Origin of the sequence: Prevotella multiformis (assembly GCF_018127985.1) — a bacterium.
Taxonomy (GTDB): domain Bacteria; phylum Bacteroidota; class Bacteroidia; order Bacteroidales; family Bacteroidaceae; genus Prevotella; species Prevotella multiformis.
Map to the genome: position 1 here is coordinate 276,208 of NZ_CP072358.1, position 12,563 is coordinate 288,770.

At 50.5% G+C, this 12,563-nt stretch carries 12 protein-coding genes; 5 read left to right on the forward strand and 7 right to left on the reverse strand.

The window, feature by feature from the left end; all coding sequences use genetic code 11:
- Positions 1–67 precede the first annotated feature (67 nt).
- Positions 68–907, reverse strand: coding sequence for an EFR1 family ferrodoxin (locus tag J4864_RS07490; protein WP_211815163.1), 840 nt, complete (start codon positions 905–907; stop codon positions 68–70).
- Between the two features lie 109 nt (positions 908–1,016).
- Here J4864_RS07490 and J4864_RS07495 point away from each other — a divergent pair, with 109 nt between their 5' ends.
- From J4864_RS07495 to dapA, 4 genes are all read left to right on the forward strand, one after another.
- Complete coding sequence (locus tag J4864_RS07495; RefSeq protein WP_211815164.1) at positions 1,017–2,561, forward strand: ComEC/Rec2 family competence protein; 1,545 nt, start codon at positions 1,017–1,019, stop codon at positions 2,559–2,561.
- A gap of 24 nt (positions 2,562–2,585) precedes the next feature.
- Complete coding sequence (gene truA / locus J4864_RS07500; RefSeq protein ID WP_211815165.1) at positions 2,586–3,347, forward strand: tRNA pseudouridine(38-40) synthase TruA; 762 nt, start codon at positions 2,586–2,588, stop codon at positions 3,345–3,347.
- Between the two features lie 12 nt (positions 3,348–3,359).
- The gene (locus J4864_RS07505) at positions 3,360–4,286 is read left to right on the forward strand and encodes an EamA family transporter (protein WP_211815166.1); all 927 of its coding nucleotides are present in this window, start codon (positions 3,360–3,362) and stop codon (positions 4,284–4,286) included.
- A 203-nt stretch (positions 4,287–4,489) separates the two neighbouring features.
- Positions 4,490–5,374: a 4-hydroxy-tetrahydrodipicolinate synthase gene (dapA, locus tag J4864_RS07510; RefSeq protein ID WP_211815167.1), complete on the forward strand. Its 885-nt coding sequence runs from the start codon at positions 4,490–4,492 to the stop codon at positions 5,372–5,374.
- A 501-nt stretch (positions 5,375–5,875) separates the two neighbouring features.
- On the opposite strand, the gene pyrF is transcribed toward dapA, so the two are convergent.
- The 6 genes from pyrF to kdsB all read right to left on the reverse strand — a co-directional run bounded on the left by pyrF (position 5,876) and on the right by kdsB (position 11,602).
- The gene (gene pyrF / locus J4864_RS07515; protein WP_211815168.1) at positions 5,876–6,703 is read right to left on the reverse strand and encodes an orotidine-5'-phosphate decarboxylase; all 828 of its coding nucleotides are present in this window, start codon (positions 6,701–6,703) and stop codon (positions 5,876–5,878) included.
- 184 nt (positions 6,704–6,887) lie between these two features.
- Positions 6,888–8,000, reverse strand: a complete 1,113-nt coding sequence (gene prfA / locus J4864_RS07520; protein ID WP_007366314.1) for a peptide chain release factor 1 — start codon at positions 7,998–8,000, stop codon at positions 6,888–6,890.
- A 19-nt stretch (positions 8,001–8,019) separates the two neighbouring features.
- Entirely contained in the window at positions 8,020–8,976 is a 957-nt protein-coding gene (locus J4864_RS07525; RefSeq protein ID WP_211815169.1) for a hypothetical protein, read from the reverse strand.
- Positions 8,977–8,980: 4 nt separating this feature from the next.
- Positions 8,981–10,144 carry an AIR synthase-related protein gene (locus J4864_RS07530; RefSeq protein WP_211815170.1) on the reverse strand — a complete coding sequence of 388 codons (1,164 nt, stop codon included), beginning with the start codon at positions 10,142–10,144 and terminating at the stop codon, positions 8,981–8,983.
- 131 nt (positions 10,145–10,275) lie between these two features.
- On the reverse strand, positions 10,276–10,752 hold the full coding sequence (locus J4864_RS07535; RefSeq protein WP_211815171.1) for an energy transducer TonB: 477 nt from the start codon (positions 10,750–10,752) through the stop codon (positions 10,276–10,278).
- Between the two features lie 109 nt (positions 10,753–10,861).
- Complete coding sequence (gene kdsB, locus J4864_RS07540; RefSeq protein WP_211815172.1) at positions 10,862–11,602, reverse strand: 3-deoxy-manno-octulosonate cytidylyltransferase; 741 nt, start codon at positions 11,600–11,602, stop codon at positions 10,862–10,864.
- A 131-nt stretch (positions 11,603–11,733) separates the two neighbouring features.
- On the opposite strand from kdsB, the gene J4864_RS07545 reads away from it, so the two are divergent.
- Positions 11,734–12,540, forward strand: a complete 807-nt coding sequence (locus J4864_RS07545) for a Rossmann-like and DUF2520 domain-containing protein (RefSeq protein WP_211815173.1) — start codon at positions 11,734–11,736, stop codon at positions 12,538–12,540.
- The last annotated feature ends 23 nt before the right edge of the window (positions 12,541–12,563 follow it).

Here is a 12,563-nt window from a genome sequence, read left to right on the forward strand (position 1 = left end):
GCTGTAGGTTGAGGCCTGCAGCTTTTTTATGTCTGGATGAAACATCGTCATTGGGGGGCTGCGCCCCTCAGGGATGCAGCCTGCTTCTTTTGTAGAAGTATTGTCCTTTATTCTTTGTACGTTTCCCATACTCAATGGCATGGTGAGGGCAATGGTGATAGCAGGAAAAGCAGGTAAGGCATTTCCCGTTGTGCAACCAGTCAGGCTCATGCCCCAGTCCGCCCTTGATGTCGTTTACAGGACAGACACCAGCACAGATTCCGCATCTGACACACCGGCTGCTGTCCACACGGAAAGGGGTGTCGGTGATAAGGAAACGTTCAAAGAATCCGCCGACCGGACCGGAGAAGAAAGAGGGTATCGGTCCCCGTTCCAGTCTTTCCCATCCCCATGGTTTCCCTTCCACGCCGCAGAGATGCCCTCTGACAGCCTTGGAAAACCGCTTCAGCTCTTCTGCCGCCGTCATTTTCTTGATAGCTTCCCTTTCTTTTGTATCTACATCCATGCCGGGCAGACCGACATACGACTCGGGCATGACCAGTGAGAATACGGCCTCCAGTTTCAGTAACCGCCCGCACGGTACGGATATGAGCAGCTGCTGGAAACGTTCCATGGCTTTGCCGATGGAGTCGCCGGCTGTAACGAGACAGAAGCAATAGTGCATGGTACCGTCAGTCCCCCCTCCTTCCGGTCCGAATGACAGTCTGCCCAGGAACTCTCTTATGATGCGGGGTACTCTCCAGCCGTGTATCGGAAAGATGAAGCCTACGTGTTCGCCGCTTTTCAATTCAAAGCGACATTCACTGCCGAGCACGTCAGGAATAGAGATCAGCGTATCACTGGTTTCCGAAGCCAGCGTCTCTGCAGCCCATTGGCTGTTGCCTGTACCAGAAAAGTAGAATATCATGCGGCAAAGATACTTATAATCTGCTGTTCCTGCAAGATTAGAAGAGTTATCCTTGCCGTTTCGTTTCTTTTTATTATTTTTGCAGCTAAGTACGTGAAAGCATGATGCTATGAAACGAAAAACAGACCTGCTGATGTATCCCGCAGTAAAGCTGCTTGTACCGCTGTCGCTGGGTATTGCCGTGGGCGATGCAGTCGTGGATAAGGTCGGACCGGTGTGGTGGTGGGCGATGGCCGTCGGTATGGTCGTTGCGGCATCTGTCATTCGGCATCGGAAGTACATTCAAAGTCTGCTGCTGCTCGTTGCAGTCTTCATGACGGGAGCTGCATTGGTAGCTGATCGGGAGCTGTCTATGCAGGTGAAACTGCCGGAACGTATCGCCGGATTCAATGCAGTTCTTCTTTCCGAGCCGCTCATCCATGGAAAGGTTGTCCAGACGGACCTGATGGTTATAAGGGAAAACGACCTGCTGAAGGTCAAAGCCTCCATCCTTCGTGACACATTGACGAATCGTTACCGGTCTCTGCACACGGGTGACGGCATAGAGGCCATGGCTTATCTGGAGAAGCCTATGAACTTCCGGGATGCGACATTCGATTATGCCCGATGGTTGAGGCTGCACGGTTTTTCTGCGGAAACATTCCTCTGCCCTGACCAATGGCGGAAGAAAAAGGTGAATCTTCATCCAATGAGTTTTTTCCAGAGGTCGCTCCTGACAGCTGCTATATGCAGGCAGAAACTCATGAAGAAGTTGGCAGACAACCTGGAGGGGGACGCCCTGGCTGTTGTGACCGCCATGACGCTGGGTGACAGGCATCTGCTTGGCAAAGAGCTGAAGGAGGATTATTCCATCACTGGTGCAAGTCATGTGCTTGCCTTGTCCGGACTGCATCTGACGGTTGTCTATGGGCTGCTGATGCTTCTTCTGGGGAGGGTCGAACGCCTGCTGCCGGGACTTCGGCGGAAAGGAATCAGTGAGCTAACCGTGCTCTTTGCAGTGTGGAGTTATGTCGTATTGGTCGGAATGTCTTCTTCTGTGGTCCGTTCTGCTATGATGTTGACCATCTATTCGTTTGTCAGTCTTCTGAACAGAGACAGGCTCTCGGTGAATACGCTGGCTCTGACAGCGGTCATTATGCTTTTCTGCAATCCTCTCAGCCTTTTCGATATTGGCTTCCAGCTGTCTTTCGTTTCTGTGTGGTCGATACTGCTGTTCTATCCGCTCCTGTATCAGACTCTGTCTTCCCGGTATCTGAAGCATTGTGCCGCAGGCAGGTGGTTATGGGGCATGACGGCGGTATCGGTTGCCGCACAGTTGGGGACAGCCCCACTGATAGCTTTTTATTTCTGCCGTTTCTCTACGGTTTTCATCCCCGGCAGCCTCATCGCTGTGCCAGGGACGATGATGATCATCTGGTCATCCGTCTTCATGCTGATCCTCTCTCCTTTTCCGGTTCTTTCATCCTTTTTCGGTCAAATGGCCGGGCAACTGGTCTACTGTCAGGACACGGCACTTCACTGGCTTGCATCTTTTCCCTGGGCAAGTATCGGAAACCTGCACGTCACTATCCTCCAGCTGGCTGTATATTATGCCATGCTGATGGGTGTGTGGTTGTTATGGAGTTTTCTTGCTGGAAAGACAGATTTCAGGTAATTTTTCGTAAATTTGCACATGATTATGCAACGATACTTTATCACCCTGTCATACGACGGGACGGCGTACCACGGCTGGCAGATCCAGCCGAACGGTATTTCTGTACAGGAAGTCCTTGAGCGCTCGTTGTCTATCCTGCTGAAAGAGACAATCACCGTAACAGGCGCCGGCCGTACGGATGCCGGTGTGCATGGACGGATGATGGTGGCACATTTCGATACGGCACAGCCGTTCGACAGCAAACAACTTGTTTACAAGATGAACCGTCTGCTGCCTCGTGACGTCTCTGTGAGCAGAATCGAGGCCGTCAGTGCGGATTTCCATGCTCGTTTCTCAGCTGTATCGAGAACCTACCACTATTATATCCATACTGGAAAACAACCCTTTTCGCACCGGTACTCATGTGAGATACGTTACCCGCTTGACTTCGACAAGATGAATGAGGCCGCCTCTTATCTGATAGGGGAGAAGGACTTCAAATGCTTCTGCAAGGCTGGTGCAGACGTAAAAACTACCTTTTGTAATTTGACGGAAGCACGCTGGATACCTTCCGGGGACGGGCTTTCCTTATCCTCGGAGGGTATGATAGCCAACTGGTGTTTTGTGATTACTGCCAACCGCTTTCTCCGCAATATGGTGCGTGCGGTTGTCGGAACTCTGGTCGATGTAGGGAGAGGGCGATTGTCGCTGGCTGACTTCAGGCAGATTGTAGACAGAGGAACAAGAAGTGATGCCGGCGAGAGCATGCCCGGAAATGCACTCTTCCTTTGGGATATAAAATACTAAAACAACGCTTTCATGTGGGTTTTACTGGCTTTTGTCTCGGCAACCCTGCTGGGACTCTATGACACATCGAAGAAATATTCGCTTCGTGAGAACGATGTCATCCCCGTGCTGTTTCTCAACACCCTCTTTTGTTCGGCTATATTTCTGCCGTTGATTCTGCTGTCACAGGATACTCGTGTGCTTGATGGCAGTATCTTCCATGTCGGTTCCGGCGGCTGGGAGATGCACCGCTGGATCCTGCTGAAGAGCATGATTGTTCTGCTGTCATGGGTATTCGGCTATTTCGCCATAGCACATCTCCCCTTGACGATTGTCGGTCCCGTCAATGCCACACGTCCGGTGATGACGCTTGTGGGAGCAATGGCCGTATTTGGAGAACGGCTGAACGGCTGGCAGTGGGCCGGTGTCGTTCTTGCCGTGGCCTCCCTGTTTCTTCTGGCACGGAGCGGCCGGAAAGAAGGCATTGACTTCAGCCACAACAAGTGGATCTGCTTCCTTGTGCTTGCCGCATTGACGGGAACGTGCAGCGGACTGCTCGACAAGTATCTGATGACAGGTCCTGAGAACGGCGGGGTAGGACTTGACCGCATGATGGCACAGAGCTGGTACAACATCTATCAATGCCTGATGATGGCAGCGGTATTCATAATATATAAGGTGGGAAGGCATGGCAGCATGGCGGCGCATACACCTTTCAAATGGAAATGGTCGATTCTTCTTATTTCCCTCTTTCTGTCGATGGCGGACTTCGCCTACTTCTATGCACTCTCACTGCCCGGTGCCATGATCTCCATCGTTTCGATGGTACGCCGCGGATCGGTAATTGTCTCTTTCCTTTGCGGTGCGTTGCTGTTCAGGGAAAAGAATCTGAAGGCAAAGGCAATCGACCTGTGTTTCGTTCTTCTTGGAATGATATGTCTTTGGATAGGGTCATACTAATGTAACAGGCTGTAAGCCGGGTTGGGACCGGTTGTGTCCCTGTCCTTGAAGATAAAGGACGAAAGTCTTTGATGATTGGCAATAATTTGCTATATTTGCAACGATATTGACAGACGCTCTCTGGGTGTCAGAATACGAACAGGACTGCGCATTTGCTCCCCGGGGAGTCTTTACTGTGCGTCTTTTAAAGACGATAAATTACTATGCAGAATGTTTTTCACGGATTAGGTATAGCATTGATAACTCCATTCAAGGAAGATGGCAGTATAGATTATGATGCACTTGTAAGACTGGTTGAATATCAGCTGGACAATGGTGCCGATTTCTTCTGTATCCTTGCTACGACAGGTGAAGCTCCCTGCCTGACACAGGCTGAAAAAAAAGAACTGACTGCCGTGATAAAACGAGTGGTCAAGGGACGTGTGCCGATTCTGAAGTATTGTGGGGGAAACAATACGGCGGCAGTTGTAGATGAAGTCAAGACAACAGACTGGAACGGCATTGACGGCATTCTCAGCATCTGTCCTTATTACAACAAGCCCAGTCAGGAAGGACTTTATCAGCATTTCAAAGCAATCGCACAGGCCAGCCCGCTGCCGGTTGTCATGTACAATGTGCCGGGAAGAACGGGGGTGAATATGACTGCCGAGACGGCGGTGCGTATCGCATCTGACTTCGAAAACGTCGTCGCCATAAAAGAAGCATCAGGCAATCTGGAACAGGTTGACGAAATCATCAAGAACAAACCCAGACACTTCGAAGTAATCAGTGGTGACGATGCACTGACTTTCCCGATGATTGCAAGCGGTGCAGTTGGTGTCATCTCGGTTATCGGCAACGCACTCCCCAAGGAGTTCTCACGTATGATCCGTCTGGAATTCAACGGTGAGTATGAGCCAGCACGCAAGATACATCATCAGTTTACGGAACTTTATAAACTGCTTTTTGTCGATGGAAACCCGGCAGGCTGCAAGGCTTTGCTGAATGACATGGGGATGATCGAGAATGTTCTGCGTCTTCCTTTAGTGCCGACGCGTATTGAAACGAAACAGAAAATGAATGATATTCTGAAGGGGATGAGAATCTGAAGCAGGGACAATATGCTGCAAGGCATATTGCCAAGGGTTTCATGCAGACATACCTGTTGTTATGAGACCGGCCTTCTTACAGTGTCTTTTTCACTTTACTACGGTATCAGATTGACAGGAGATAAGCCTCGATGTATGAAGGCTTATCTCCTGTCTTTGCATTCTATCGGCTTATCTTTTGTAAAGATAAAATCATCCTTGAATTCAAGCGGGGCTTATCTGCATCCTTAACAGGCATTAATTGAGGTCCAAGTGGGGCTTAGTTGAGGCCTTACTGGTGCTTAGTTGGCCTCTATTCAGGCCTCCTCTCCATACCGATTTGTAACAGGCTGGACTGCTGTATGTTACAAGTGGGAAGCGAATCCATATAAGTTGGAAATCTAAATTAGAGGAACTTCTTTTTGTAAACATATTTTAAAGCTCTCAACTTGATTCCTCGCTGTTCTGCTAAGGTCTTATGTCTGGAATGCACATCCTCTTCCAGTTCCTTGACTGCATGATTTACCTGACGGCTCGATTCAGTTCAACGGCCATTTCTTCCTGCATTTCTCTGGCCTTCCGGGCAGCAGCTTCTGCAAAGTCTGTTCCCTTGCCGGCATAAATGATGCCACGGGACGAATTGACAAGCAGACCGCAGTCCTTTGTCATCCCGTATTTGCAGACTTCCGGCAGACTTCCTCCCTGTGCCCCGACACCTGGCACCAAGAGGAAATGCTCCGGAGCAATTCTGCGGATATCCTCGAACATCCTGCCCTGTGTGGCACCGACGACATACATCAGATTCTCGGGTGTTCCCCATTCCTGAGATTTCTTCAGCACCTTCTCGAAGAGCCGTTCGCCGGACTTGTCTTCCGTCAGCTGGAAGTCGTGGCTGCCCTTGTTGCTGGTCAGTGCCAGAAGTATTACCCATTTGCCGTTATACTCGAGGAAGGGTTTCACGCTGTCTTCGCCCATGTAGGGAGCGACGGTGACAGAGTCGAGGTCGTATTCTTCGAAGAATGTCCGGGCATACATCTTCGAGGTATTGCCGATGTCGCCACGCTTGGCATCAGCAATGATGAAATGTGTGGGGTAATGGTCTTTCAGATACTGGATGGTCTTTTCAAAGGCCATCATGCCTTTCAGTCCATAGCTTTCATAGAAAGCGAGGTTGGTCTTATAGGCCACGCAATAAGGGGCTGTGGCATCAATGATCGCCTTGTTGAAGGCGAAGATCGGATCAGTCTCGTTTTTCAGATGTTCAGGAATCTTGCTGATGTCTGTGTCGAGACCGACGCAAAGAAAGGTCTTCTTCGTGAAGATCTGGTGGATAAGCTGCTGTCTGTTCATATTGAGTGTTTAATGAAATATTATGTGAAAGAATCACGTCAAAGTCCATGTAAGTAATCAATAGGGACAGGCATCCTCGTCCGTCCGCACATTCCAACGTGTGTCGGATAGACGAGGGTGCCTGTCCCTACTGGTCATCTTTCATTTGCCGGTTCGGCATATCCCTGCTGTATCGGTTGATATCCTATAACTCTGTTTCCTTCAGTTTCTCAGCATTCTCTGCTACCGTTAGCGCATCGATCATCTCCTGGATATCACCGTTCATGAATCCCTGGAGGTCGTGAGTGGTGAATCCGATGCGGTGGTCGGTGACACGGCCCTGCGGGAAGTTGTAGGTCCGGATCTTTGCACTGCGGTCACCGGTAGAGACAAGCGTCTTGCGGCGGCTGGCAATATCGTCGATATACTTCTGATGCTCGTGATCGTAGATATATGTGTACAGACGGCTCAGTGCACGCTCCTTGTTCTTCGGCTGGTCGCGGGTCTCGGTACATTCAATGAGGATCTCCTCGACCTCCCCCGTGTTAGGATTCTTCCACGGATAGCGCAGACGGACACCGGACTCCACCTTGTTCACGTTCTGGCCGCCGGCGCCGCTGGAACGGAAAGTGTCCCACTTGATGTCACCCTCGTTGATGTTCACCTCAAACTTGTCGGCCTCCGGCAAAACGGCCACTGTTGCGGCAGAGGTGTGCATACGCCCCTGTGTCTCGGTTGCAGGTACCCGCTGCACACGGTGGACACCGGACTCATACTTCAACGTTCCATACACGTTCTCGCCTTCAACCGCAAAGTCAATCTCCTTGAAACCGCCTACGGCTCCTTCCGACACGGAAGTGACAGACAGCTTCCAGCCCTTCTTGTCGCAGTAACGCTTGTACATATTGAAAAGGTCGCCGGCAAACAATGCGGCCTCATCACCGCCGGCACCGCCCCGGATTTCCATCTGTACGTTCTTGCCGTCTTCCGGATCTTTCGGAACAAGGAGGAGCTTGATTTCCTCTTCAATCTTCGGCTGCAGCCCCTCATTTTCTGACAGCTCTTCACGGGCCATCTCCTTCATTTCGGCATCGCTCTCGTTGGCGATGATGTCCTTTGCTTCCTTAATGGTCGTAAGACAGTTGACGTAACGGCGCCGGGCATCCATGATGTCGCCGAGATCCTTGTATTCCTTTGTCAGCTTTACGTAACGTTTCTGGTCCGCAATGACGCTCGGGTCGGTAATGAGCGTAGATACTTCCTCGTAACGGGCCTCAAGACCGTCGAGCTTCTGTAATATATTGTTGTTGTCTGTCATCTTGATTTATCCTGTGTTATTATATTTCTTCGTCTGTTGTCGGGATGTTGTGTTCTATGCAATATTGCTGTATTTCTCCATCACCAAGGGGAAATTTATCACATATATTGCTGAGTGCAGCCTTAGAGGGATTGAAGTGTTTGTCATCAGCTGTCAGCGTTGCCTCTACAAGTCTAATGAACTCCTTGAAGTCCGCATTGATTTCGCATAGTTTGTCTATCGTACTGAAGTCCAACTGTCTGTCTACGGCATCAAACCACACCTGACTCTCGTAAGGGTTGGCTTTGAGCAATATGAATCCTATACCGAAAGAATGATTCAGGCGGGCGAGTTCTTCTCTAAGATCTTCATTTATGTCGAATGCGACAAGATACCCTTTATTGGCCCAGCTTGAGTTTGATACAGCCTGGAAGAAGCATTTCTTCAACTCATAATCATTGTCTATCCTGCGCTTTAATTCATAAGAGTACAGACACAGGGAATCGTTCTTGTTTAATGCTTTGAAGAGCGCGTTGCAGATAGAATTCTTCTGCCCGGTGAATTTTGCTCCGATTATGTCAGGATGTACCCACTTCTGATGATCTTCAGCTTTTGTAGACTTCTCATGAAAGATGGTCTTTGCCATAATTCCTCTGTAATTGAGATAACTGCAGAGAAGAGGATGCAGGTCCCTTTCATGAAAGCCGGACTTTTTTCTCATGGGAAAAGGCTGTGTCGTAACAGTATTCTCTGAACTGGAAGAATACTTGCAGAGGAGGTAACAATAGACATTTTTATCGTTCTTAAAACGTTTAATGCGGACATCCCCGTGTTTCACCATTGTTGTCAATTGTGCGCAGGTTGTCGCATCAGGTGTCTTTGCCTCCTTGTTGAATTCAAAGATACGTCTCTGGAGAATATTCTCATATACCTCACGACCTGTTGCACCATTGGGAAAATCTTCCAGGCTCAGTAATATGGCATCCTTTATGGTCATGGCTTTAATAATCGAAGTTCCCGAACTCGCTCTTGATGGTCAGGCTTCGCCTGCCTTCTTCAATGTGTCCGATGACTTGAGCGTCGATGTTGAACGACTTGCTGATGGCAATGACCTGACCGGCCACCTCCGGACGGACATAGATTTCCATGCGATGCCCCATGTTGAATACCTGGTACATCTCTTTCCAGTCTGTTCCGCTGCAGTCCTTGATGGCACGGAAGAGCGGAGGGACAGGGAACATATTGTCCTTGACGACGCGGCAGTTGTCGCCAACGAAGTGAAGAACCTTCGTCTGCGCACCGCCTGTGCAGTGTACCATTCCATGCACCTCGGGGCGCAATTCGTCCAGCAGCCGCCTGATGACCGGTGCATAGGTGCGTGTGGGAGAGAGAACCAGTTCTCCGGCATTGACCGGACAGCCTTCAACGGCATCGGTCAGTCTGTATTTTCCGCTGTAGACCAGTTCTTCAGGAACAGCATGGTCGTAACTCTCCGGGAACTTCTCTGCAAGGTATTTGGCAAAGACATCATGACGTGCGGAGGTCAGTCCGTTGCTGCCCATGCCGCCATTGTATCGGGTCTCGTATGTCGCCTGACCGGTAGATGAAAGGCCGACAATCACATCACCCGGACGGATGTTTGCATTGTCGATTACATCCTTGCGGCGCATACGGCAAGTGACCGTCGAGTCCACGATAATCGTGCGGACAAGGTCGCCCACATCGGCTGTCTCGCCCCCCGTAGGATAGATGCCGATTCCCATCCTGCGCATATCAGCCAGAAGTTCATCGGTACCATTGATGATGGCAGAGATCACTTCGCCCGGCACAAGCAGCTTGTTGCGGCCGATGGTGGAGCTGACCAGGATATTGTCTACCGCCCCCACACAGAGCAGGTCGTCCGTATTCATGACGATGGCGTCCTGTGCGATGCCGCGCCATACACTGATGTCACCGGTCTCCTTCCAGTACATATAGGCGAGTGACGACTTCGTGCCGGCTCCGTCCGCATGCATGATGTTGCAATACTCCGGGTCACCCCCGAGGATGTCGGGAATAATCTTGCAGAAAGCCTGCGGGTAGAGACCTTTGTCGATGTTCTTGATGGCGTTGTGCACATCTTCCTTGGCAGCACTTACGCCGCGCATCATATATCTGTTGTTCATATTGAAAAGAAGTTGTTCAAAGAGTGGTTATCCGTAAAGACACAGAATGTAATAAGAGCGGTTGCCCGAATTTCATCCTCCCTTTCCTGCTGTGAGAAAAGGCACACCCGTTCGTTTCCAGACCATTCAGTCTATCTGAGATTGAAACCGACCGGCAGGCTGAACGCCACGTCTATTTTCTTCCCGTCCGCCTCAGCGGGTTCCCACTTCGGCATCAACCGGATGACACGTGCGGCTTCTTTTGCAAAGCCTTTTGCACAGGCCTTTTTAAGTTTCATCTGTTCATCAGCCGTCAGTCTGTTGAAGACCCTTTTGTCATAGTCTGTAATCTTGCAATCTACGGCAGACAGATTCCTGATGCTTCCGTTTCTGCTGACAGTGAACTTCATGACGACTCTTCCCTGTACACCGGATTTCTCGGCTACAACAGGATAATGAAGGTTCAATACGAGGAAGGCTCTCAGCGCCTCTTGTCCACCGGGATACTGCGGCATCTTGTCAATGACATGGTAAACCTTGGCGGTATCGGCAGGAGAACCGGCAGCCTGCGCCTGTACACCTACGGAAATGGAGATCAAGAACAGGAGCGGAAGGATTGATTTCTTCATTGTAAACAGTTTTTTGAAATTCCTTGCAAAGATAGCTAATATTTGTTGATTATCTGCCGGGCGGACCGTATATTTTCTGTCTGCCATCCGACATGCCCGCCTTTCCGCTTTACAAAACAGACAGTTTCCGCTCTGCCCGTTGCAGGTCTTCCGGCGTGTCGATGCCGATGGTCTCCACATCCGTCAGTCCCACTTTGATTTTATAGCCGTTCTGCAGCCATCGCAGCTGTTCGAGACTTTCCGCCAGTTCAAGCGAAGATTGTGGAAGACTGCTTACCTCCCGCAGCACTTCCGTGCGGTAGGCATAAAGCCCGATGTGCTTAAGGAACGGATAGGAGGAAAGCCATTCCGAAGTCTCCTTGCCGCGGACGAAAGGAATGACGGAGCGTGAAAAGTAAAGGGCATAGCCGTCGTTATCGAGAACGATCTTGGGTGAATTGGGATTCCGGGCAGCCTCGAAGGTCTCGAAAGGCTTGCCCAGCGTGGCAATCTGTGTGCGTGGATCATCAAAACAACACATGACCGTCTCGATCTGGCTCTTTTGTATGAAAGGCTCGTCGCCCTGTATGTTGACGACGACTTCGAAGTCACCGCCTATTTTGTCGAGTGCTTCGCAGATTCTGTCTGTACCGCTCTTATGGTCGGAACGGGTCATTACGCCCTTTCCGCCGAACGCCTGAACGGCATCGTGTATGCGAGGGTCGTCCGTAGCCACATAGACATCTTCCAGCACACTGCTTACCTGTCTGTAAACGTGCTCGATAACCGTCTTTCCTCCAAGCATAGCAAGAGGCTTCCCAGGGAAACGTGAAGAACCGTAACGGGCGGGGATTATTCCAATAAATTTCATAGAGTCCTTAATCCTTTTAAAATTTGATAAACCATACTTCTCAGAAAGAAGTACGTACAAAAATAGCAAATCTTTTTTAAAAAGGAAACGCATTCCTGATTTATTTCCTTTAAAAGTATTAAATTTGTTGCATGATGAAAGTGACACTGATAGGTGCCGGTAATCTCGCCACCCAATTGGGCAAGTCGCTGCACAGGGCAGGCGTGGAGATCTGTCAGGTGTTCAGCCGTACGGAGGAATCCGCCAGGACACTGGCCGGACTGCTTGATGCAGACTGGTTGACAGATGTCAGCCGGCTACGCAGCGATGCCGACATATACGTGCTTTCCGTAAAGGACAGCGTGCTGTGCAGGCTGATACCGGAGGTCTGCAAGGGTAGGGGAGACAAGCTGTTTCTCCACACGGCGGGCTCCATGCCCATGCGCTGTTTTGAAGGACAGGCACGGCATTATGGCGTGCTTTACCCGATGCAGACATTTTCCAAAAAACATGATGTCTGCTTTGCGGATATTCCCGTCTTCATAGAGGGAAACACGCAGGAGACAGAAGAACAGATCCGGAACTTTGCCCGTCGGCTGTCCCGTCGGATTTTCTCCTTGTCCTCTTCGGACAGGCAGTATCTGCATCTGGCGGCCGTATGGGCATGTAATTTCACGAACTACTGCTATGGCGTGGCTTCCAAGTTGCTCGGTGAGCACGGAATCCCCTTTGACGTGATGCTTCCACTGATTGATGAAACGACACGTAAAATCCACAAGTCAGCTCCGGCAGAAGCACAGACAGGTCCTGCGGTGCGCGGCGACCGGAATGTGATGCGCAGGCAGCTTGCACTGATGGATGGACGAAGTGATCTGCAGGAGCTTTACCGGCTGATCTCGGCCGGGATAGGCGAGGAGGCCTCCGCCACCCATGCCGCCCCGGACGAAGAATCTCATTGACCCGGCAGTCTCCACCCGGTCTG

Coding starts and splice junctions, on each gene's coding strand:
- J4864_RS07490 (WP_211815163.1), bottom strand. CDS start 907: ATGATATTCTACTTTTCTGGTACAGGCAACAGCCAATGGGCTGCAGAG.
- J4864_RS07495 (WP_211815164.1), top strand. CDS start 1,017: ATGAAACGAAAAACAGACCTGCTGATGTATCCCGCAGTAAAGCTGCTT.
- truA (WP_211815165.1), top strand. CDS start 2,586: ATGCAACGATACTTTATCACCCTGTCATACGACGGGACGGCGTACCAC.
- J4864_RS07505 (WP_211815166.1), top strand. CDS start 3,360: ATGTGGGTTTTACTGGCTTTTGTCTCGGCAACCCTGCTGGGACTCTAT.
- dapA (WP_211815167.1), top strand. CDS start 4,490: ATGCAGAATGTTTTTCACGGATTAGGTATAGCATTGATAACTCCATTC.
- pyrF (WP_211815168.1), bottom strand. CDS start 6,703: ATGAACAGACAGCAGCTTATCCACCAGATCTTCACGAAGAAGACCTTT.
- prfA (WP_007366314.1), bottom strand. CDS start 8,000: ATGACAGACAACAACAATATATTACAGAAGCTCGACGGTCTTGAGGCC.
- J4864_RS07525 (WP_211815169.1), bottom strand. CDS start 8,976: ATGACCATAAAGGATGCCATATTACTGAGCCTGGAAGATTTTCCCAAT.
- J4864_RS07530 (WP_211815170.1), bottom strand. CDS start 10,144: ATGAACAACAGATATATGATGCGCGGCGTAAGTGCTGCCAAGGAAGAT.
- J4864_RS07535 (WP_211815171.1), bottom strand. CDS start 10,752: ATGAAGAAATCAATCCTTCCGCTCCTGTTCTTGATCTCCATTTCCGTA.
- kdsB (WP_211815172.1), bottom strand. CDS start 11,602: ATGAAATTTATTGGAATAATCCCCGCCCGTTACGGTTCTTCACGTTTC.
- J4864_RS07545 (WP_211815173.1), top strand. CDS start 11,734: ATGATGAAAGTGACACTGATAGGTGCCGGTAATCTCGCCACCCAATTG.